The 21,759-nt window shown below is 43.6% G+C and carries 20 protein-coding genes; 16 read left to right on the top strand and 4 right to left on the bottom strand.

The features are described 5' to 3' along the window. Positions 1-24 precede the first annotated feature (24 nt). On the top strand, positions 25-879 hold the full coding sequence (locus NSQ17_RS18540) for a polysaccharide deacetylase family protein (RefSeq protein WP_342467676.1): 855 nt from the start codon (positions 25-27) through the stop codon (positions 877-879). A 974-nt stretch (positions 880-1,853) separates the two neighbouring features. On the opposite strand, the gene fosM is transcribed toward NSQ17_RS18540, so the two are convergent. From fosM to NSQ17_RS18520, 4 genes are all read right to left on the bottom strand, one after another. Continuing rightward, positions 1,854-2,276 (bottom strand): FosM family fosfomycin resistance protein, encoded by a 423-nt coding sequence (gene fosM / locus NSQ17_RS18535; protein ID WP_047946573.1) that lies wholly within the window; start codon positions 2,274-2,276, stop codon positions 1,854-1,856. Positions 2,277-2,340: 64 nt separating this feature from the next. Then, positions 2,341-3,432 (bottom strand): bifunctional diaminohydroxyphosphoribosylaminopyrimidine deaminase/5-amino-6-(5-phosphoribosylamino)uracil reductase RibD, encoded by a 1,092-nt coding sequence (ribD, locus tag NSQ17_RS18530; protein ID WP_268361254.1) that lies wholly within the window; start codon positions 3,430-3,432, stop codon positions 2,341-2,343. Next, positions 3,419-4,180, bottom strand: a complete 762-nt coding sequence (locus NSQ17_RS18525) for a GTP cyclohydrolase II (protein ID WP_008345606.1) — start codon at positions 4,178-4,180, stop codon at positions 3,419-3,421. Before NSQ17_RS18525 ends, ribD begins: the two co-directional genes overlap by 14 nt. After that, positions 4,158-5,051: a VOC family protein gene (locus tag NSQ17_RS18520; RefSeq protein WP_249855508.1), complete on the bottom strand. Its 894-nt coding sequence runs from the start codon at positions 5,049-5,051 to the stop codon at positions 4,158-4,160. Before NSQ17_RS18520 ends, NSQ17_RS18525 begins: the two co-directional genes overlap by 23 nt. Positions 5,052-5,229: 178 nt before the next feature. Between NSQ17_RS18520 and NSQ17_RS18515 the strand changes: the two genes are divergently transcribed. The 15 genes from NSQ17_RS18515 to cydC all read left to right on the top strand — a co-directional run bounded on the left by NSQ17_RS18515 (position 5,230) and on the right by cydC (position 21,714). Further along, positions 5,230-5,562 (top strand): helix-turn-helix domain-containing protein, encoded by a 333-nt coding sequence (locus tag NSQ17_RS18515; protein ID WP_007497926.1) that lies wholly within the window; start codon positions 5,230-5,232, stop codon positions 5,560-5,562. Positions 5,563-5,932: 370 nt separating this feature from the next. Continuing rightward, entirely contained in the window at positions 5,933-6,391 is a 459-nt protein-coding gene (locus NSQ17_RS18510; protein WP_007497924.1) for an NEAT domain-containing protein, read from the top strand. A gap of 20 nt (positions 6,392-6,411) precedes the next feature. After that, the gene (isdC, locus tag NSQ17_RS18505) at positions 6,412-7,068 is read left to right on the top strand and encodes a heme uptake protein IsdC (RefSeq protein WP_110487238.1); all 657 of its coding nucleotides are present in this window, start codon (positions 6,412-6,414) and stop codon (positions 7,066-7,068) included. Positions 7,069-7,087: 19 nt separating this feature from the next. Next, complete coding sequence (locus NSQ17_RS18500; RefSeq protein ID WP_342467675.1) at positions 7,088-8,896, top strand: NEAT domain-containing protein; 1,809 nt, start codon at positions 7,088-7,090, stop codon at positions 8,894-8,896. 77 nt (positions 8,897-8,973) lie between these two features. Next, positions 8,974-9,861 (top strand): heme ABC transporter substrate-binding protein IsdE, encoded by an 888-nt coding sequence (gene isdE, locus NSQ17_RS18495; protein ID WP_024719524.1) that lies wholly within the window; start codon positions 8,974-8,976, stop codon positions 9,859-9,861. 33 nt (positions 9,862-9,894) lie between these two features. Next, the gene (locus tag NSQ17_RS18490) at positions 9,895-10,881 is read left to right on the top strand and encodes an iron ABC transporter permease (protein WP_007497915.1); all 987 of its coding nucleotides are present in this window, start codon (positions 9,895-9,897) and stop codon (positions 10,879-10,881) included. Then, positions 10,868-11,638 (top strand): ABC transporter ATP-binding protein, encoded by a 771-nt coding sequence (locus NSQ17_RS18485; RefSeq protein ID WP_144679038.1) that lies wholly within the window; start codon positions 10,868-10,870, stop codon positions 11,636-11,638. The genes NSQ17_RS18490 and NSQ17_RS18485 overlap by 14 nt, the downstream gene beginning before the upstream one ends. A gap of 26 nt (positions 11,639-11,664) precedes the next feature. Beyond that, entirely contained in the window at positions 11,665-12,414 is a 750-nt protein-coding gene (srtB, locus tag NSQ17_RS18480) for a class B sortase (RefSeq protein ID WP_168948368.1), read from the top strand. Between the two features lie 18 nt (positions 12,415-12,432). Then, positions 12,433-13,371 (top strand): ABC transporter substrate-binding protein, encoded by a 939-nt coding sequence (locus NSQ17_RS18475; RefSeq protein WP_335350512.1) that lies wholly within the window; start codon positions 12,433-12,435, stop codon positions 13,369-13,371. Beyond that, positions 13,368-14,381, top strand: a complete 1,014-nt coding sequence (locus tag NSQ17_RS18470) for an iron ABC transporter permease (RefSeq protein ID WP_342467674.1) — start codon at positions 13,368-13,370, stop codon at positions 14,379-14,381. Before NSQ17_RS18475 ends, NSQ17_RS18470 begins: the two co-directional genes overlap by 4 nt. A gap of 1 nt (position 14,382) precedes the next feature. After that, complete coding sequence (isdG, locus tag NSQ17_RS18465) at positions 14,383-15,504, top strand: heme oxygenase (RefSeq protein ID WP_041507982.1); 1,122 nt, start codon at positions 14,383-14,385, stop codon at positions 15,502-15,504. A gap of 329 nt (positions 15,505-15,833) precedes the next feature. Continuing rightward, positions 15,834-17,249 (top strand): cytochrome ubiquinol oxidase subunit I, encoded by a 1,416-nt coding sequence (locus tag NSQ17_RS18460; protein ID WP_058213460.1) that lies wholly within the window; start codon positions 15,834-15,836, stop codon positions 17,247-17,249. Continuing rightward, the gene (gene cydB / locus NSQ17_RS18455) at positions 17,236-18,252 is read left to right on the top strand and encodes a cytochrome d ubiquinol oxidase subunit II (protein WP_024719518.1); all 1,017 of its coding nucleotides are present in this window, start codon (positions 17,236-17,238) and stop codon (positions 18,250-18,252) included. The genes NSQ17_RS18460 and cydB overlap by 14 nt, the downstream gene beginning before the upstream one ends. Then, positions 18,252-19,988, top strand: a complete 1,737-nt coding sequence (gene cydD / locus NSQ17_RS18450; protein WP_342467673.1) for a thiol reductant ABC exporter subunit CydD — start codon at positions 18,252-18,254, stop codon at positions 19,986-19,988. The genes cydB and cydD overlap by 1 nt, the downstream gene beginning before the upstream one ends. Further along, positions 19,978-21,714 carry a thiol reductant ABC exporter subunit CydC gene (cydC, locus tag NSQ17_RS18445; protein WP_342467672.1) on the top strand — a complete coding sequence of 579 codons (1,737 nt, stop codon included), beginning with the start codon at positions 19,978-19,980 and terminating at the stop codon, positions 21,712-21,714. The genes cydD and cydC overlap by 11 nt, the downstream gene beginning before the upstream one ends. Positions 21,715-21,759: the final 45 nt, after the last annotated feature.

Raw genomic sequence — 21,759 nt, 5'->3', positions numbered from 1 at the left:
ATAAAGAGAAAGCAGGATTGGTGAATGAAAAAAACATGTATGTGGCTTGCAGTTGGTGTAGTCATGCTGCTCATTTCGGGCTGTATGGGTACGAAACAGCAAACAGAAGGAAACCAGCAAGCCATCAAAGAGGTAAAGGGTCAAGTACAAACGAAAGAAACAACAGAAACGCAGCAAATTGAAGCGGCAGAGATAGACAAACAAAACTGGATTCAGCAAAAGGAACCCGTTGCGCTTCCAATCTTGATGTATCACAGTATTTCCAGCGGTAATTCGTTACGTGTGCCAAAAAGCGAATTTGCGGCTCATATGAAATGGCTGAAAGACAACGGCTATGTCACGCTGTCGCCGAAAGAGGCATATCAAGTTCTCGCGACCAATTCGACACCAAGTGAAAAGTATGTTCTTATCACATTTGACGATGGATACACGGATAACTACACAAAGGCATTTCCGATTTTAAAGGAATATGGAATGAAAGCCACGATTTTTATGATCGAGCAGTCCATTGGCCGTCCGCATCATTTAACCGATGCTCAAATGGATGATATGATGTCGCATGGTATTTCAATAGAGAGTCATACCATTCATCATTTAGAACTCAATCGTTTAACACAGAAGCAGCAGGAAGAAGAATTAAAAGGATCGAAGGTATTCTTTGACCAGCGGTTTTCTCAACAAACGATCATGGTCAGCTATCCGGTCGGTCGCTATAACGAAGACACACTGAAGCTGGCGAAGGAAGCAGGATATGAAATGGCTGTGACCACTGAACCAGGACATGCGAAAAAGGAACAAGGCATGATGTCCTTACACCGCCTGCGCATTTCACCAGGACTTTCACCCGAAAGCTTTGGCAGGCTGATAGAGGGAAATTGATCAATATTAGATCACAGATGTTTCACATGAAACATTTTACGACACGTTTCGTGGATTAAATACGATTTGTTTGAGATAAATGTATGCAGAAGGAATCAGTTTTTTATATACTGATTCTTTTTTATTTAATTAAATAAGGTCTTACAGTTGCCAATAGAAAGTAGGAGGGGTTAGAAGAAAAGTACAGGTTATTGGTTATTATACTTGAAAGTTAATTTGAGTGTTGTTCAGTTTATTTGATTCATTGCATAACAAAAAGCTGTATAATTTATTTGAAATAATGAGAATTCTGAATTTGAAATGGATAAGTAAGATTAAAAAATAAGCTTAACTATGGTAACAAATTGTTACTTATGGTAACATATTGTTGCACAAGTTTTTTGTTCAACTCGGACTAAGTTGAACTAGTTTTCAAACTGAAGCACGAGAGCTTCAAGGTGAATTTCTTGAACGTTCACCATACAACTGAAAAGAAATTTAATTTGGGCACTCGGCTGACTACCGTGTGCTTTTTCTATGTATAAATTTAAAATGTGAGGAATACACTGAAATAATATGAAAAAATAAAGCAGCCCTCCAAAAAACAGAAACGAGATAGAACCAGCATTACCTTGACTAGGGGTAATGAAGGTGCCGCTTTATTTTTCATTATCATCTTAAGGGTTCATTCAGAATGTTCTCTTATCTAAAATCCATATGATGAACTGGACTAGAGTTCGGATTGAATTTAAGATAAGGAACCAAAGCTTGTACTTACAGGTACAAGCTTTTTTCTTTTTGTTTTTGCGTCTTTCAACGCGTGAACGCACAAGTTTTGTTCTCAAACTGACCCCTCCTTTCTAGGCATAAAAACACCTTTAGTATGGAAGGGGGGAGGACTATCGTTTGCAACACGTTTCTATGTATATTTTACCATCTTTCCTATTTAATGACGAATAGCACCTTGTTGTTTCTTCTCTGTTTTTCTTTGCGTTTCATTCATAAAACTCTATATGCGTTTTCTCTAGTTTGTAATAATCCAATCGATCTTTCAAGGTTCCTGTATGAAATTCAAATTTATGTCCATCAGGGTCTGTGAAATAAATCGACTTCTGATCTCTTTCGTCTCTTGGCCGGCTTGGTAAGATGTTGACGTTCAAATCTTTTAGTTTGTTATACATTGGATCTACATCCTCCTCATCAATAGAAAAAGCGATGTGTGTGTAAGAGTGATGGATGTCTTGACGAGGAATGTCTTTTTCTACATTGAGGGCAAGCCACAGGCCGTTCAAATCGAAGTAAGCTGTCGTTCTGCCCTTTGTTAACAATTTGGCATTAAAGACCTTTGTGTAAAAATCAATAGATGTCTCTAAATCAGAAACAGAAAATAATAAATGGTTTATTCCTTTGATGTTCAATTTAATCACCTCAAATTCAATGATGAGAAAAAAGCTTGCAGACTCAATCTACAAGCTTTGTTGTTTATTGATAAACAGGATAACCCGTTATCTTTATATCTTTTCCGAGTGGTTCAAGAGAGAGTTGATCCAGTTCAATTGCATCACTCATGAGGCGTATGCCTTCGCCTCCGAAAAAAGAAGGAGAGAGTCGACCGCCAATGAGCTTGGGTGCCATGTAGATGACGAGTTTATCGACAAGCTGCTGTTCTAAAAATGAGGCATTGATTTGTCCGCCGCCTTCAATCATCAGGGAGGAGATATTTCTTTCTCCAAGCACTTGAAGTACTTCTTGTAAGGGCACTCGGATATCGCTATCCGTCATGATGACGCTGACGCCAGCTGCTTCTAAAGCGGCTCGTTTTTCTTCATTGGCTTGTTTTGTTGTAAAGATCCATGTTGGCGCCATTTGATCTGTGACCACCTTTGCTGTCAGCGGGATAGACAGCTTAGAGTCTAAGACAATTCGAATTGGATGATGACCGTTTGGAATCCGTGCTGTTAATGAAGGATCGTCGTGAATGACGGTTTGCGCACCGACCAAGATGGCATCGTTGATACTGCGAATGTGATGTGCATCATAACGGGACGTCTCTGATGTAATCCACTTGCTGTCAGACGTAGCAGATGCAATTTTTCCGTCTAACGTAATGCCCGCTTTGAGCGTCACGAAAGGTGTTTTTTTCGTAATAAAGTGATTAAATACTTCATTCATCAGAATGGATTCCTGTTCAAGTACGCCCGTGATAACTTGTATGCCAGCGTCTTGTAAAATGGCAATCCCGCGGCCAGCGACCAGCGGATTCGGATCAAGTGCCGCCACGACAACAGTTTCGACGCCAGCTTTCACAAGTGCTTCAGCGCATGGGCCTGTGCGGCCATGGTGGGAACAAGGCTCTAGTGTCACATAGATCGTGGCACCTTTTGCCTTATCTCCAGCCATTTTGAGCGCATGGATTTCTGCATGTGGTTCGCCGGCCTTCATATGCGCCCCGACCCCAACAATTTCATTTTCTCGCACAATCACAGCCCCGACGAGCGGATTGGGAGATGTCTGACCTTTCATTGCTTCGGCATTTTTAAGGGCTAGTTTCATATATCGCTCATGATGTGGCAATCGTACGCACCTCTTGATCCGCCTTCATATGGCCTGAGCGGTTAATTTTTGTCTGCAAGTATTTTTCATTGAACTCAGAGACATCACCCCAAAGAGGAATCCGTCCAGAAAGAGAAAGGCCTGCATGACTGATAGCATCGGTCTTTTTCGGATTATTGGTAATAAGTCTGACTGGCTTTGTACGCAACGTTTGAAGAACAGCAATCGCTTCTTCATATTGACGTGTATCATCTTCAAAGCCTAGTGCTTCGTTTGCTTCTACTGTATCGTAGCCGTTTTCTTGCAAGATGTAGGCCATGGCTTTACTGAAAAGACCGATCCCGCGTCCTTCATGGTTGGCTAAATAAAACAGTGCGCCTGCTCCATTGTCCTCAATCATCCGCATAGACTGTTTCAATTGGAACCCGCAATCGCAGCGTTTGCTTCCGAAAATATCGCCGGTGTGGCAGATGGAATGCATGCGGATCAGCGCTTCATCAGCATGTTCGAAATCTCCGTAAACAAGGACACTTGATTGCTGGTGATCTGCAAGCTCACGGGAGGAAAGGCTTTCGATTAAAGCTTCATCTGATAATGGTTCTTTCCCGTCATCTTTTAACCATGAATACCAGTTAAACATGACCGTTCTACCGTCTAAATTCACTGGCAGTTTAATAGGTCCAGTGATATATATAAATCCGTCTTCTTGCTGTACTCGTTTGATTTTATCTTTTAAAATGGCTGTTTTAACCTCTGTGTGTTTGTCCATATTCTGCACCTTCTTTTTTGTCTGTTTCTTCAATCTGTAAACGAACGAGAACGCCAAATGGATCAATAAATTCGTTACTTTTTCCTGTCGTGTTCATGTGAACGCCTGCTTTTGTCAGACGTTCGACGACGGATGTTCTATCGTCTTCTTTTGGGAAAACCAGTGTATAGCTTCTAATTCCTGAAAAACGTGGATCAATGGCTCCTTTTCTCCCGCGTCCCCATGCATTAAAGGCAAGGTGGTGATGATAGACGCCACCAGCAACGAATAAGCTGGCTGGGGGAGCCATTCGGATATGAAAACCGAGCGTGTTCACATAAAAGGAATCGGCTTCTTCTGGGTTGAGATGGAAATGCAAGTGTCCCATGACTGTACCAGCCGGGAGTCCTTCCCAGGTGGAATCAGCGGCTTCTTGCAGGAGACCATCTCCATCAAGCGGAGCATTTCCGCCACCTTTCACTTCTCCATGCTCACCTACCCATATGTCCTGAGGACGATCAGCATAAATTTCGACGCCGATTCCATCTGGATCACTTAAATAAATGGCTTCACTGAAAAAGTGATCGCTTGCTCCAATTAAAGGATAGCCTTTTTTGATCACATGCGCCAGCCATGTGCCCAGGTTTTTTCTGGTAGGTAATAAAACCGCAAAATGATAAAGTCCTGGCTCATGATCCGGCTTCTCTTTCAGCTGCACATCTTCTTTCAGCACAAGGATTGGTTCCTTTGCGTTGCTGCCAAGCGTGACAGTAGAATCCGTCTGTTCTAATAAAGTAAAACCTAAAATGTCTGTATAAAAAGGCAAAGAACGCTCAAAGCTGGACACATGTAATTCTGTTACACCTAATCTTACCTGCTCTATTGTATTCAAAGCTCGGTCATCTCCTTCATGTTATATGCATCTGCATGTTCAATGGTTTATTGAAAATTGATAAAATGATTACCTTGTTACTTTTAGTAACTAAACTATATAATAGTTAGTGACTTATTTCAAGTAATTAATTATGTTATAATGAAAAAAAGTAGAGAAAAGCAGGAGGGAGTAAAGTATGGCTCAAGTAGATGGCTGCCCAATTACAGATGCCATGGAGATTTTAGGGAAGAAGTGGGTGATTCTGATCATCAATCAGCTTTTGACAGGGCCAAAACGTTTTTGTCAGCTAGAAAATGAAATGAACATCAGCGGACGGTTATTATCAGAAAGGCTGAAAGATTTAGAAGCTGAAGGCCTTGTTGAGAAAAAAGTATATCCCGACATTCCCGTGCGGATTGAATATGAACTAACAGAACAAGGAAAGAAAATTGAACCAGTCATACGGGAAATGTATGCTTGGTCTTTAGAGCGCAAAAATAGTGAAAAGGGTGAACATGTCCCTTCTTAATCGATTTCGATCAGTGTCCCTGATCGATTTTTTTTGTGATTTTCCAGAAATCTAAGTCAATAGTATGAAAAATGATGTTGACAATAATTTCATTCATCATATAATATCAAGGAGAAGAGGGTTCTTTTCCCTGTAATGGAATGGGGAGGTTATGCCATGGTATCATGAATGGGACAGATTACCTAAACCGTGTATCACTACATCATGTAGCAACAGACATCTTTGACTTGTCGAAAGCAAAGATTTATTTTTTGAACTCAATTGATAATGATTATCATAATCATTTGTGAGTGTGATTCATACGCTGATAAAGGTTATTTTTTTTATTGTCTATTGAGAATAATTATCAATATCAATTAGGAGGATATATATGAAATCACTTCGTTCAGCATCACACGTCTTATTATTCTTTAGCTTTGTTCTATTGTTTGCTCTAGCCCCGGTTAGCTCTGCCTCAGCAGCAGGTTTAGCAGATGGTCAATATTCAGCACAATATGTGGTATGGAAAGCAGACAGTGATTCAACGTCAACAGCAAATACGTATTTTGAAAAACCAGCTAAGCTTGTTGTGAAGGACGGAAAAATCAAAGCGCAAGTCACGTTAACGAACAGCTCTTGGATTACAAGCTTTAAAACATTGGATCAAGGTGTCTACAAAGATGCGAAGGTGATCAGTACAAACACAGCTGCTAATAAGAGAACGGTAGAGTTCAATGTCAACAGCCTGACAGATGTTGTACCAGCTAAAGTGAGTGTGACTGTACCGGTCATTGGATATACAGGCAATTACGATATTCGCGTCAAGTTTGATGCAGCAACTGTTCAATAAAAAGGGAGGAAATTCGTTTGATGAAAAAATGGATTAGGATGCCAGCCTTCATGGCTGCATTGCTGCTGGCACTTATACTGCCTTTTTCAAATGCACAGGCTGCCTCATTAAATGATGGTACATACTCCGTCAATTACACTGTGATGAAGGCGGAAGGAACTGCAGTTTCGATGGCAAATGATTACTGGCTGAAGCCGGCAAAAGTGATCGTGAAAAATGGCAAGCTAACGGTTCAAATGACCATTAAAAACAGCAGCTGGGTAACGGAATTTAAAGTGCCGGGAAATGGCGGCTATGTCGATACGACGGTTCTATCAACGAATAAGAAAGCCAATACAAGGCTTGTTCAATTCCAAGCACAGAGTTTGTCTAAACCAATCAAGTCAAAAATCCATGTCACAGTCAAATCGGCTGATTATGATCATGACTATACCATCCAACTGAAATTCGATGAAAGCAGCATCAAGTCACTTTCTTCTGACAGTTCAAAAGAAACAGCAGGTGCAGCAAAACATCAAGAATCATCAAAAGAAACAACCAAAACAACTGATTCATCCACCAAAACAAAACAAGAAGAAAATCCTCAAACTGGTGATACAAGCCAGATGGGATGGCTCCTTGTGCTTGTCTTATGTTCAGGCGGGTTTTTAGCGAGAAAGTGGATCATCAAGCATTAACGGAAGGAAGTGTCATCTTTTGAAACGTCTTTTTCATCTACAGACAGCTATTCTGCTCGTTTTATTCAGTTTGTTGACTGCGTTTCAGCTGCCTCAAGGAACGGCTCAGGCGGCATCATTGGTTGATGGTGAATATACGGCCGGATTCACCATTTTAAAAAATGGCAGCACTGAAGCATCCATGATGGATACGTATACAGAAAAGCCAGCTAAGCTCATCATCGAAAATGGCAAGACGACTGCCTATTTGACGCTGAAGCAAAGCAAAGAAATCACAGATTTCAAGGTCGAACAAAATGGCTCTCTCGTCACCACTGAAACGGTCAGTGAAGATGAGACAGCGAATACGCGTGTGATCAAATTTGATGTAGCCGATGTATCAGCCAAATTAAATGGCTGGGTCAAAATTTACTGGGACTTAGGCGGCTTTATTTATGATGAGGCGTATGACGTACAGATCGCTTTCGACGAGAGCAGTCTCACACTTGTCACGCCTGCGAAGCCAGACGATAGTGAAACAACACCAGATGATCAAAACGGTACGACGCCAGGCGACAGTGAAACAACACCAGATGATCAAAGTGGTACGACACCAGGTGACAGCGAAACAAAGCCGGATGATCAAAACGGCACAACACCAGACGATCAGCCGGAAACGCCAGACAATAACAACGGCACAACACCAGTTGATTCACCGCAGAACCAATTAAAAGATGGTGTGTATCGTATCAACTACAGTGTGCTGAAGGGCGATGAGGATGAGGCATCTCGGATGAGCCAATACTTCTCACATCCAGCATCGTTAACCGTTAAAAATGGAACGCAAACCGTTTCCTTTACGGTGAAGGATCATACGTCAGTTGATTCTTTGAAAATAGAGAAAAACGGTTCTTATCAAGAAGTGAAAAACGTGAGCACAGATCAAGCAAAGAACACAAGAGTGGTTTCATTTGAAGTGTCTGATCTGAAAAAAGCAGTTAACGGAAAAGTACACATTGTGGTAGCAGCCGCTCACTATGATCAAACGTACGATATTCGTTTTCAATTTGATTCAAAAAGTATCGTTCCACTGAAGGACGGTCAAATAGAGGAAGAAACACCGGCTACACCAGAAACACCAAAACCAAATAAACCAGCACCAGACACAACGAACGGCGGAACGAATCAAGAGACAGTTCAGCTAAAAGACGGGGTGTACAAGCTTCCTTTCTCAATGAAGAAAGCAGACAAAGATGAGCTTTCTCGCATGAACGATTACGTCGTGAGCCCTGCGACATTGGTGGTGAAAAATGGCCGCCATTTCGTTTCATACACTGTGAAGAACAGCTCAGCCATCACGTCGTTCCAAGTAGGAACCGGCGGTAAATTTGAAGAGACGCTAGTTGCAAAGACTGATCAAAAAGCAGATACACGAGTGATTCAATATGAAGCAAAAAGTGTAAGCAGTGATCAGGCAGCACGCGTGAAAATTGACATTCCAGCTGCCAATTATCATGAGCAGTACGATGTCAAACTTGTCTATGATACGAAAGGCATTTCACTTGGTGAAGGAAGCGGAATTGCGACGGTGATCGGAGACGATGAGAGCATCGGCTTTGTGAAAAATCCGAATGATCACGATTCTCAACCAAGCCAGCTTGCGAATCTCGCCCCTGAGGAAACGGGTGCAGAGCAGATGACCTTTACGCCATCAGATGACCAAACCAAGTCTGAGACAGGTCAGCTGAACCCAAAAACAGGAGATACTTCACTTCTTTGGGTGTACATTCTTTTATTCGGCGGATCACTATTCGTGCTCGTCAGAAAGTATCAAACTCGTACAAGATAAAGAATCTATTTTAAGTGAGGTGCGCCATTCATCTCGGCGCATCCACTTCCTTTTTTTCGAAAGGAGGCTTCTGTTTTTTGAAGCATCGAATGTTATGTACCCTGATCACGGCTCTATGTGTGTGCGTCTTCTTAGCAGGCTGCTCACAATCAGCTGAAAGCTCAGCGAAAGGCAAAAAAAGCGCAGCATCAAATGCCCGCATTGTGGCAACGACTGTAGCTGCTGCTGAGATCATGGATGCGCTAGAGGTAGATCTTGTCGGGGTGCCAACAAGTCAAAAATCCTTGCCGGCTCGATACAAAGGACTCCCAGCAGTCGGTAACCCAATGAGCCCAGACATGGAAATCATCCAATCACTTCAACCGACAGATGTCCTGTCTGTCACGACCCTTCAATATGATTTAGAAACGCCTTTTCAACAAGCTTCTGTCCCTGCGACATACCTCAACCTTGAGAGCCTGGACAAGATGGAGAACGCCATCACAAAGCTTGGAGAAAAATATGATAGAAAGACACAAGCGAAACGCATTGTGGATGATTTTGAACAAAAAAAGAAAGACATACAAGAGAGAACGAAGGGAAAGACGAAGCCATCCGTTCTCATTTTGCTTGGTGTACCAGGCAGTTATTTAGTGGCAACAGAGAATTCGTATATCGGTGATCTTGTGCGTATTGCAGGAGGAAAGAACATCGTAAAAGGTGAGAAAATGGAGTATTTGGCATCCAATACGGAGTATTTACAAAAAGCCAATCCAGATATCATTCTCCGAGCTGCACATGGGATGCCGGATGAAGTCGTCAAAATGTTTGATCAAGAATTTAAAACAAATGACATCTGGAAACATTTCCATGCGGTCAAACAAGACCGGGTGTACGACCTAGAAGAAAGCTTATTCGGGACAACAGGCAACTTAAAGGCAAGAGAGGCATTAGATGAATTGACTCGTATGTTGTATCCGTCATAAGCGGCGAATCTTAATGATAAAAGGACGTTCAAGATGAAAAAAACAGGGATTTTATTTCTGATAGTCAGTCTCTTACTAGCCGGCGTATTTATTTATTCCGCCATTACGGGGAGCATTCATGTTACACCAATTGAATTATTGGAAGGGCTTATGACCGGTCAACATGCACAGGTAGAAATCATTAAAGATTTAAGAATCCCCCGCATGCTCATAGCGATGTTTACAGGGGCGGCTTTATCTGTCTCCGGTGTCCTCTTGCAGTCTGTGATGAGGAATCCATTAGCAGATGCCGGTGTTATTGGTATTTCATCGGGAGCTAGCTTCTTTTCTTTAATGGCGATTACAGCGCTTCCTCAATTTTATTTCTACTCTCCTTTATTTTCAGTTTTAGGCGGGGCAATTGCCTGCTTCCTCGTATACGTGTTGTCTTGGAAAGGCGGCTTAAGCCCGATTCGAATGATTTTGGTGGGGATCGCCATCAATGCCATGTTTACAGGGATGGCAGAAGCGTTTGTGACCATTTGCAGCTATTTCAATATCACCATTAATCAGTCGGGACAGTCGAATCTGACGATGAAAACGTGGGGAGATGTCCGTTTAATCGGTGTCTATGGCGTCATTGGGCTTGTGGTTGCGCTTTTCTTTAGCAGATGGTGTAACTTGCTTGCCCTTCAAGATAAGACGGCGAAAAACTTAGGATTGCGTGTGACCAGAATGCGCCTTTTGATTTCAATCACGGCGGTGTTATTAGCAGCGGTGACTGCTGCGGTAGCGGGCGTGATTGCCTTTGTCGGTTTGCTCATTCCCCATATCTCTAGAAGGCTCGTCGGCTCGGACCATCGGGTACTGATTCCATTTTCTGCGTTAAGCGGGGCCTTGCTCATTTTGACGGCTGATACGCTCGGCAGAACGCTTGTGGCACCAAATGAAATCCCTGCTTCTACAATCATGGCTGTTATTGGCGGGCCGTTTCTGATCTTTTTATTAAGAAGGGGGGATCGTCTTCATGGACATTCGTGAGGTGTCGTTTTCCTATGATCGGCAGAGGGATATTGTTCAATCGGTCACCACGCACATCGAAAAAGGGAAAATTACGACCATTATCGGTCCAAATGGCTCGGGCAAATCCACGTTACTTTCTTTGATGGCACATAACCATTGTCCACATAAAGGACAGATACATTTAGATGGGCAAGAGCTGAATGCGTTCAAGCCCAGGGAACTCGCGAGAAAGCTGGCAGTCGTACATCAGCAAAATGAAGCGCCGCTCGATTTAACGATCGAACGAGTCGTGGCATTTGGGAGAACGCCCTACCAGACGATGCGCGGCAGTGACAAGGGAGAAGATGAGAAAGCAATTGAGTGGGCACTGTCCTGTACAAAGCTGACGGATAAGCGAAAGGTGCCTCTCGCCTCATTGTCAGGTGGAGAACGGCAACGTGTATGGATTGCGATGGCTTTAGCGCAAAAAACACCGATCCTTTTCTTAGATGAACCGACGACTTATTTGGATATGTATTATCAATTTGACATTCTGGAGCTCATTCGAGAGCTCAATGTCGAGCATGGATTAACCATCGTGATGGTCCTGCACGATATGAATCAGGCGATTCGCTATAGTGATGTCATCATCGCCATGAAAGATGGACAAATTATCCGCGAAGGACGGCCAAATGATGTGTTAACAGAAGAGATGGTGCGGCACATTTATCATGTGTCCGTCACAATTAAGCAGGATGCAGAAACAGGGATGTATATCGTGCCTGTAGGCATATAAGTTGTGCAAAAAGCAGGTGAGACAGTGTGAAACGAGGGAAAAGGATCGGGCAGCGAATGCTGACGATCGTCTGTTTAGGTGTTTTTCTATATAGCGGTACTGCCATTGGCTTGGAGCTCTTTGGCTATTATCAAAATCGTCAGGTGCTTGCAAAGGCTCAGACACTTTACACACACGAGGATGGAATGAAACAGCGAAAACCTGGAGAAATCCGTCAGTCATTTGATGATTTGCGAAAGGTGAATCAAGACATTGTCGGTTGGATTGATATGAAGGACACGATGATTCAGTATCCAATTGTTCAGTCAAACGATAATGCATTTTATTTAACTCGTAATTATGTAAAGGATGACACACGGGCAGGCAGTATCTTTATGGATTATCGTAATGACGTCTTGCATGAAAGTCCCAATACAGTGTTATACGGTCATCGGATGAGGGATGGGTCTATGTTTGCTGGTCTCACAAACTATTTGAAAAAAGATTTCTTCCAAGATCATCGCACATTTCAGTACGATACGCTGTACCAAAGCTATGAAGCAGAGATTTTTGCTGTGTATGAGACGACAGTCGATTTCGATTATATTCAGACTGATTTTCAGGATCTTGGTGAATATGCGCACTACTTGCAAGCTGTGCGTAAGAAGTCCATCTATCAAACGAAAACAGACGTATCCACAGATGACTTGATTCTCACATTATCGACCTGTGATCACGTGCTGGCACCTAAAAACAAGCGTCTCGTGGTACAGGCGAAGCTAAAGAAAGTTTACTAGAAAAGGAGAGACAGACGGTTGAAATGTTTACATGTGATTTGGGCAGGACTCGTCGTCGTGCTTCTCCTCGGCGGATGCAGTCAGGCCGCGCCTGTCGAGAATGGGAGCGGGCAAGGTGCGCTCAACATTCAGGATTTTGCCGGCAGAACATTATCGTTTCATGAATCACCTGAACGGATCGTCTCGTTGTCAACTGGCGACATGAGCATCATTTATGCTCTAGGTGGTCAGGTTGTCGGCCGGCCAACTGCCGAATTGCCAGACAATCTACAAAAGGCAAAGTCCGTACAATCAATTGGCACAACCCATCAATTTGATGTCGAGCTGATCACGAGTTTAAAGCCCGATGTGGTGCTTGGGAATGAATCATTAAACAGCAAGGATATCTCTACTATAGAAGGAATTGGTTCACAGCTTCTTTTGACAAGTGCCAACTCAGTGAAGGACATCCAGCGTCAAGTTACTTTATTTGGTGATTTACTTGGAAAACAGCAAAAGGCCAAAGCGCTCAATGCTCAAATCGATCAGCGGATCAAGCAAGTGAAGCAGCCTGAGAAAAAAATAAAGACACTCGTTGTATATGGTGCGCCCGGCACATATATGGCGGCACTTCCACAATCTTTAAGCGGTGATCTGCTGCGGATCGCTGGTGGGGCGAATATTGCTGAAAATGAACCAGCACTCGAGAAGTTTCCGCAATATGCACAAATCAATGCAGAAAAGGTAATCGAGGCCGATCCGGATCTCATTTTGCTGATGACACACAGCAATCCTGAAGATGTCAAAGCAGGCTTTATGAGTGAAATGAAGCAAAATGCGGCGTGGCACGATGTATCAGCTGTCAAAAATGGACACGTTGAGATTCTGCCAAGTGACCTATTTGGGACAAATCCAGGCGCAGAAGTCATCAGAGCGATCGATGAATTAGAGAAGAAATTGAAGCGATTGTCATCATGAAGATGAATGCAGAACTAGATTTTCAAAAAAGGCAGTCAAGACGAAAATGGCTGTTACCAGGATTGTTTCTCTCTTTATGTGTGGGCGTCTGTCTAGGACTTGCGGTAGGTTCTGTCCAATTGTCGCTGACGGATTTAATGGCTGTCTTCACGGGATCAGGTCTGCCTGTTCATGAAAAAATTGTCATGGATTTACGGCTGCCCCGTGTGCTCATTGGTTTTCTCGTTGGGGCCTGTCTCGCGGCATCAGGGGCGATTTTACAAGGAGTTGTCCGAAATCCACTTGCTGACCCTGGGATCATTGGTGTGACTGCGGGCGGCGGGTTAGCTGCTGTACTCAGCATGATTGTTCTTCCGCAATTCACGTATTTGCTTCCGGCAGCTGCTTTTCTGGGCGCCTTATTAGCAGCTCTTGTCGTGTATATGCTGTCATTTGATCAAGGGGTTTCCCCGCTTAAATTGATCTTGGCAGGTGTTGCCGTCAATGCCCTGCTTGGTGCGGTGATGAATGGGTTTATGGTGCTTTATAGTGAGCGTGTGCAGGCTGTTTTGCCTTTTCTATCAGGGGGGTTAAACGGACGGAGTTGGCATCATCTTAGCTTTGTGTCGCCATATGCGCTGGCTGGATTATGTCTTTGTCTTTTCGCCATTAAACCGTCCAATCTCCTTTTGCTTGGCGATGAATCGGCTCAGCTATTGGGCCTTCGAGTAGAAAGGACCCGATTTTTCCTTATTGTGCTGGCCGCTCTTTTAGCTGGAGCGGCTGTCAGTGTCAGTGGTTTAATCGGATTTGTCGGGCTTGTTGTGCCTCATTTTATCCGTCTTTTAATCGGAGATGATTACCGGTATTTGCTGCCGATTTCAATGCTTGGAGGGGGCGTGCTTGTGGTCTTTGCCGATACAGCGGCACGGGTCTGGTTTACACCGGTTGAATTGCCTGTAGGGATCTTGCTTGCCTGCATCGGTGCACCTTTCTTCCTCTATTTATTAAAAAAGAAAGGGAGGGGTTAAGATGGATGTCATTGCAATGGATGACGTGAGTCTCAGTCAAGGCGGCTTTCGGCTGTCTTCCATTTCAGCAGCTGTTCCTAAAGGGAGTGTAACCGGAATCATTGGCCCGAATGGGTCAGGTAAGTCGACTTTTATCAAAGCGGCCGCACGACTGACCTCAATCGAAAGCGGCATGATTTACATTCACGACATCCCGCAAAAAGAGATGACGGCACAGGAGATCGCCAAGGAGGTGGCGGTTCTCATGCAAACAAGAACCGCCATTCCATCGATGACAGTACGTGAGCTGGTCGCACTTGGACGCAGTCCGCATCGTTCCATCTGGAAAAAAAGCAGTACGTCAGATCATGAAGCGATTGAGTGGGCGCTTGAGGTGACGAATAGCCGCACCAATGAAAACAGAATGCTTCATACATTGTCAGGCGGAGAAAGACAAAAGGCATATATTGCAATGGCACTGGCTCAGAAGACAGAAACCATCATTCTCGATGAGCCAACCACTTATTTAGACATTGCGCATCAGCTTGAATTACTGGAGCTGCTCAAACAGCTGAATCAAACACATGGCATCACCATTTTAATGGTTCTCCATGACTTGCAGCAGGCCGCAAAATATTGTGACCGCCTCATTGCTATGAAGCGAGGTCAGGTGCATCAAATTGGCTCACCAAAAGAAGTGTTAACAGAAGACTTTTTCAAGGAGGTCTTTGGGATTCAGGCAGAGGTTCACTTAGACGGTGAGCATCCACTCATTATCCCAATCGCCTCCATTCAACAACAAAAGGGAGATGAACCAAACATGATTATTGTAAACAACCAAGTAAGAGTAGAAAAAGGCAGTGCCGACCACCTTGTTAAACGGTTTAACAAGCAGGGACAAGTAGAATTTATGGAAGGCTTTTTAGGAATGGAAGTATGGGTCACTCAGCAGACAACTGATTACGATGAAGTGACCATTCACACCCGCTGGAATCGAAAAGAAGACTTTGTGAATTGGACAAAATCTCAGGCATTTGGTGATGCGCATGCTCATGGAAAGGCGAAACCTGAAGGCCTGTTAAAAAACAAAATTACGTACTATGAAGTGCAAGTCACAAGACCCGCTTTACAGAAAAAAGCCTAAATATTCAAAAGCGCTGCAGCGAAGAAGCAGCGCTATTTTTTTTGTGATTGTCTCTTTCCGTCACATATTTTTGACAAAGTATTCAAACAACTGACACAATCCTATCCAAATTTTAGGTAAAATTTACTTTATTTTTGAAGCGCATGGGTGTAAAGTACAGGTATAAATAACTAACCGAATGAAAATCAAGAGTAAAATTTCACCGAGTGAACTATATCAAATGGACTTTCACTTGTGAATCATTGAACAAATAGTGAACTTTTTGTGAAATGGTGAGCATAAATATCTCGAATCATTCGGCATGCGAAAGTAAGGGAGGATGTAAGGCTGTGAGTGAGCTGTTTTTAGCAAGATTTCAATTTGCCTCAACGACATTATTTCATTTTATTTTTGTTCCTATGTCTATAGGTTTGGTATTTATCGTTGCATTGATGCAAACCCTTTATGTGGTGAAGAAAAAAGACATCTATAAAAAGATGGCAAAATTTTGGGGTCACCTTTTCTTAATTAACTTTGCAGTAGGTGTGGTGACAGGGATTCTGCAAGAATTCCAGTTTGGGATGAACTGGTCAGATTATTCAAGGTTTGTCGGTGATGTCTTTGGTGCACCGCTTGCCATTGAAGCGCTATTGGCCTTTTTCCTTGAATCGACCTTTATTGGTCTTTGGATATTCGGCTGGGACCGTCTACCGAAAAAAATTCATTTGTTATGTATTTGGCTCGTTTCTCTTGGTACGATCTTTTCGGCGTTTTGGATTTTACTCGCCAACTCATTTATGCAGGAGCCAGTTGGATTTGTGATTAAAAATGGCCGTGCAGAAATGAATGACTTTGGGGCGCTCGTGACAAATCCGCAACTTTGGGTAGAGTTCCCGCACGTTCTGTTTGGTGCATTGGCAACCGGTGCTTTCTTTATTGCGGGTGTCAGTGCCTATAAAATGATCAAAAAACAAGAAGTGACCTTTTTCAAAAAATCTTTCCAGATTGCCATGGTGCTTGCTTTCATTTCTGGCTTAGGTGTGGCGTTCTCTGGACATGATCAAGCGAAGCATTTAATGGAATCACAGCCGATGAAGATGGCAGCAAGTGAAGCCCTTTGGAAGGATAGTGGAGATCCAGCGGCTTGGACACTATTTGCCAACATTGATACAGATAAAAAAGAAAACTCTGCGGAGATCAATATTCCGTTTGCTTTAAGTTACTTGGCCTATTCGAAGTTTAGTGGAGATGTGCCAGGCATGCTGACCCTTCAAAAAGAATATGAAGCAAAGTTTGGTCCTGGAGATTACATTCCTCCAGTCAAAACAACCTTCTGGAGCTTTAGAATCATGGTGGGTGCCGGCATGTTGATGATTTTTGCTAGTATGATTGGTTTGTATTTGAGCTTTAGAAAAAAACTAGAATCAAACAAATGGTATTTACGCTTCATGGTATGGATGATTGCGTTCCCGTTTATTGCAAACTCAGCGGGCTGGATCATGACGGAAATTGGGCGTCAGCCGTGGACAGTCTTTGGTATGATGACAACCGCACAATCCATTTCACCAAACGTATCGTACGGCATGTTGCTATTCTCAGTCATTAGCTTTACGACCATTTATCTGATTCTTGCCATCGTGCTTGCCTACTTATTCATTCGAGAAATTAAAAAAGGTGCACATTCTGAAGAGAATACAGATCAAAAGGATGAAACGGACCTGTCTACAGATCCATTTGATGGAGGCGCATATCATGGCATATCTTAACGAGATTTGGTTTATTCTTGTCGCAGTATTGTTTGTTGGATTTTTCTTCTTAGAAGGATTTGATTTTGGTGTCGGGATGTCCATGCAGCTGCTTGGAAAAGATGCACATGAGCGCCGCATTTTAATCAATACGATTGGCCCTTTCTGGGATGCGAATGAGGTCTGGCTGATTACAGCTGGCGGGGCTATTTTCGCCGCTTTTCCTCACTGGTACGCTACGATGTTCAGCGGATACTATATTCCATTTACGATTCTCCTATTAGCGCTCATTGGGCGGGGGGTCGCCTTTGAATTTAGAGGGAAGGTCGAGAAGGCTTCATGGATCAAAACGTGGGACTGGATCATCTTCTTTGGCAGTCTGCTTCCGCCATTTTTACTCGGAGTGCTATTCACAAGTATGTTACGAGGAATGCCAATTGATCAAGATATGAATATGTACGCTGGATTTACAGACTTTGTGAATCTTTATTCAGTGATCGGCGGGGTAGCCGTGACGGTGCTTTGCCTCCTGCATGGATTGATTTTCGTCACACTCCGCACTGAGGGTGATTTAAGAAATCGTGCAAGAAAGCTCGGTCAGCGTGTTTTATTGATTGCACTACCAGTTCTTGTTCTATTTGTTGGTGTGTCTATTCTTGAAACAGACATTTATACCGTGCGTCCGATCATCACAATCCCTTTAACTGTACTCATTGTGGTTTGTTATGTAGCGGCTCTATTCTTTATGAGAAAAGAGCGTGATGGATGGACATTTTTATTCACAGGTGCAGGTATTATGGTGACGGTGACCATGCTTTTCACAGCATTATTCCCGCGTGTCATGATTAGTTCGATCAACCATGCATTCGACCTCACCATTCAAAACGCTGCATCAGGATCTTATTCACTGACGGTCATGACGATTGTTGCCATTTCTTTGCTACCTTTTGTGCTTGGGTATCAAATCTGGAGCTACTATGTCTTCCGTAAACGTGTAAGCGGTAAGGAGCCAATGACTTACTAATGGATAAACGTTTGCTTCAACTAAAAGGAATGAGGGGGCTTCTTGCCCTCTTAGGTATTGTGTCAATCATCCAAGGAGCAAGTATTATTTTTCAAGCACAGTGGCTGGCACATGCCATAACAACGCTGTTTGACGGGAAGAGCCTCATGCAGGCAACGCCTTATGTCTTGCTGTTTCTTGCTGCCTTTCTGGTGCGGCACGGTCTCACCTTGATGCGGGAGAAGGTCATGTTCACCTATTCTTCCCGAATTGGAGCAGACGTGAGAAAGCAGCTGCTGGACCAGCTGTTCCGTTTAGGGCCAGCTTTCACGAAGAAAAAAGGAACAGGAAAGCTTGTGACATTGGCGATGGAGGGCATTGCCCAATATCGTCAGTATTTACAGCTGTTTTTGCCGAAAATGGTGAACATGGCAGTTATTCCGGTGATGGTGCTTGTCTATGTTTGGACATTAGATGAAACATCTGCTGTCATTCTCATTGTCACGCTGCCGATTTTAATTGTTTTTATGATTTTGCTAGGACTTGTCGCTCAGCGTAAAGCGGCCAAACAATGGAGATCGTATGAGAAATTATCCAATCATTTTACTGATTCTCTCCGTGGCCTTGAAACGCTTCGCTACTTAGGGATTAGCAAAAAGCATTCTCGCAATATTGGAGAGGTCTCAAAGCGTTATCGAAAGGCGACGATGAGCACACTGAAAGTCGCCTTTCTTTCATCTTTTGCTCTCGATTTCTTTTCAATGCTGTCCATTGCGACTGTCGCTGTATTTCTCGGCTTGCGCTTAATTGAGGGAGATCTTTTGTTATTGCCCGCTTTGACCGCACTGATGCTTGCGCCAGAATATTTCTTGCCAGTCCGTGAAGTGGGAAATGATTATCATGCGACGTTAAACGGTAAAGAAGCGAATGAGGCGATTCAAGTGATTTTAGAGGAAAAGGGCTTCCGAGAGCAGGAGACACAATCCGTGCAGCTGAACGAGTGGAATGAGCAATCTGAGCTCATACTGCAAGATGTCAGTGTGTTGCATGATGAACATGCTCCTTATTCGATTCAGGATGTGGACCTCACTGTGAAAGGAAAGAAAAAGATTGGGATCATCGGTGCCAGTGGTTCGGGGAAATCGACGTTAACGGATGTCCTCGGCGGTTTTGTTGAACCGTCTGCAGGTGAAATCATCCTAAACGGAAAGCCGCTTGCTCATTTACAGCTGGCGGCATGGCAAAAAGAAGTTGTTTATATGCCGCAGCATCCTTATTTATTTCACATGACACTGAGAGAAAACATTCGTTTTTATGAACCGAATGCAACAGATGAAGACGTTGAAAGAGCGGTGCAAGAGGCAGGTTTGTCTCAGCTCGTAGCTGATCTCCCCAATGGACTGGATGAGGTCATTGGCGAACAGGGCAGAGGACTGAGCGGTGGACAAGCGCAGCGGATTGCACTCGCTCGCACAGTGCTCGGCCAGCGATCCATTATGCTGTTAGATGAACCAACGGCTCATCTGGATATTGAGACAGAGTATGAATTGAAGAAAACAATGCTTCCATTGTTTGAAGATAAACTTGTGTTTTTAGCTACACACAGACTTCATTGGATGACGGATATGGATGAAATCATTGTGATGGATCATGGGACGATTGCAGAGATGGGGACTCATGAATCATTAATGGAAAGAAAAGGTGTGTACTATCAATTGGTACAGGAACAAATGGGGGCGGTCACACATGGTCAGTAAAGGCTGGTTTATACCTTATATCAAGGAGAATCAAAAGCTGTTTGCCTTGGTGCTTTTTTTAGGGGCGATTGCGGTGTTTTCTGCTTCTATGCTCATGTATACGTCAGGGTTCCTCATTTCAAAAGCTGCCACAAGACCTGAGAATATTTTGATGGTCTATGTCCCAATCGTGGCAGTACGTACCTTTGGTATTTCACGCTCAGCGGCTCGTTATGCGGAGAGACTGGCGAGTCATCAGCTCATTTTGACGATGATTGAAAAAATGCGGGTACGTCTTTATGATATGGCTGAACGAAGTGCCAAACAGACTAAGCTTGGAACAGGTGAAATGCTTGGGCTGTTATCAGAAGATGTGGAGAGATTACAGGATGCGTATTTAAAAACAATTTTTCCATCCATCGGTGCGCTGCTTTTATATGCCGCTTCGATTGGAGCACTTGGGCTTTTTTCATGGCCTTTTGCCGGGTTGATGCTGCTTTATATGGCGCTGCTCGTATTTGTATTCCCATATATCACAGTACTTGTGAACCGGGCGCGACAAATTCAAATGAAGAAAGGCAGAAATGAACTGTACAGCCATTTAACGGATGCTGTCATGGGGGTGAGTGACTGGTTGTTTAGCGGCAGACAGAACGATTTTGTTGAGGGCTATGAACGAAAAGAAGCAAAGCTATTAGCACTCGAATCGGCAAAGCACCGGTTTATCCGTCTGCGCCAATTTTTAGCACAGCTAGTCATTGGAGGAGCAGTCGTCCTTGTTGTGTATTGGAGCGGCTCAGTCGTTCAGGCTGGTTCTATGCCACACACGCTCATCGCAGCCTTTGTGCTTGTGCTGTTTCCATTAACAGAAGCCTTTCTTCCGCTGTCAGATGCAGCAGGCGATATTCCTGTTTATCAGCATGCCGTCAGCAGATTAAATCATTATGAAGAGCGGTCGTATGAAGGATTAGTGGAGAGGAAGGCAGCAGACGAGACACCCGTCTCTGATGGCGTTGAAGCGGTCTGTTTTGATCAAGTCACCTTCGGATATGAAGTAGATCAACATGTACTAAAGCATTTTTCGTTTTCCCTGAAGCAAGGTGAATCGCTCGCTCTTTTAGGAAAAAGCGGTGCAGGCAAATCGACCATTTTAAAACTGTTAGAAGGGGCAGTCGTGCCAAATCAAGGGGTTGTCAGCATTCAGGGGAAACCGGTACAAAGCATTCAAGAGGAGATATCCTCTTATGTGTCTGTGCTCAATCAACAGCCCTATTTATTCGATACGTCTGTTTTAAACAACATTCGCTTAGGTTCTCCAGAAGCGACAGAAGAGCAAGTAAAAGAAGCCGCGCGGCAAGTGCAGCTGCACGATTACATTGAGTCTTTGCCAGAAGGTTATCACACAGGTGTACAAGAGACAGGGGTTCGTTTCTCTGGTGGAGAAAGACAGCGTATGGCTCTAGCACGGATTTTGCTGCAAAACACACCGATTGTTGTATTAGATGAGCCAACCGTCGGGCTTGATCCACGCACAGAGCGTGAATTGCTTGAAACAATCTTCCGTGTGTTAAAAGGAAAAACAGTCATTTGGATCACCCATCATCTCACTGGCTGTGAGGCATGTGACCGTATGATGTTTATTGAAGGTGGACGTATTGAGATGGAAGGGCACCATCATGATTTGCTGAAAGAAAATGTGCGTTATCAAAAGCTGTATGAAATGGATCGTCCATTTTCGAACGTGTAAAAAATGTATGACAAGAACGTTCGGACAGAAGATTTCTGCCCGAAC

The organism is Bacillus sp. FSL W8-0629, assembly GCF_038593225.1.
In the GTDB taxonomy this organism is placed as follows: Bacteria; Bacillota; Bacilli; order Bacillales; family Bacillaceae; genus Bacillus; species Bacillus altitudinis.
Note: the sequence above shows the minus strand (reverse complement) of the source record. Positions and strands in the feature narration are given on the sequence as shown.

Excerpts from the sequence above, each read along its gene's own strand:
- NSQ17_RS18470 (WP_342467674.1), top strand. The coding sequence starts at position 13,368 with ATGAAGATGAATGCAGAACTAGATTTTCAAAAAAGGCAGTCAAGACGA.
- NSQ17_RS18515 (WP_007497926.1), top strand. The coding sequence starts at position 5,230 with ATGGCTCAAGTAGATGGCTGCCCAATTACAGATGCCATGGAGATTTTA.
- NSQ17_RS18490 (WP_007497915.1), top strand. The coding sequence starts at position 9,895 with ATGAAAAAAACAGGGATTTTATTTCTGATAGTCAGTCTCTTACTAGCC.
- isdG (WP_041507982.1), top strand. The coding sequence starts at position 14,383 with ATGGATGTCATTGCAATGGATGACGTGAGTCTCAGTCAAGGCGGCTTT.
- NSQ17_RS18510 (WP_007497924.1), top strand. The coding sequence starts at position 5,933 with ATGAAATCACTTCGTTCAGCATCACACGTCTTATTATTCTTTAGCTTT.
- cydB (WP_024719518.1), top strand. The coding sequence starts at position 17,236 with ATGGCATATCTTAACGAGATTTGGTTTATTCTTGTCGCAGTATTGTTT.
- NSQ17_RS18485 (WP_144679038.1), top strand. The coding sequence starts at position 10,868 with ATGGACATTCGTGAGGTGTCGTTTTCCTATGATCGGCAGAGGGATATT.
- isdC (WP_110487238.1), top strand. The coding sequence starts at position 6,412 with ATGAAAAAATGGATTAGGATGCCAGCCTTCATGGCTGCATTGCTGCTG.
- NSQ17_RS18540 (WP_342467676.1), top strand. The coding sequence starts at position 25 with ATGAAAAAAACATGTATGTGGCTTGCAGTTGGTGTAGTCATGCTGCTC.
- NSQ17_RS18525 (WP_008345606.1), bottom strand. The coding sequence starts at position 4,180 with ATGGACAAACACACAGAGGTTAAAACAGCCATTTTAAAAGATAAAATC.
- cydC (WP_342467672.1), top strand. The coding sequence starts at position 19,978 with ATGGTCAGTAAAGGCTGGTTTATACCTTATATCAAGGAGAATCAAAAG.
- cydD (WP_342467673.1), top strand. The coding sequence starts at position 18,252 with ATGGATAAACGTTTGCTTCAACTAAAAGGAATGAGGGGGCTTCTTGCC.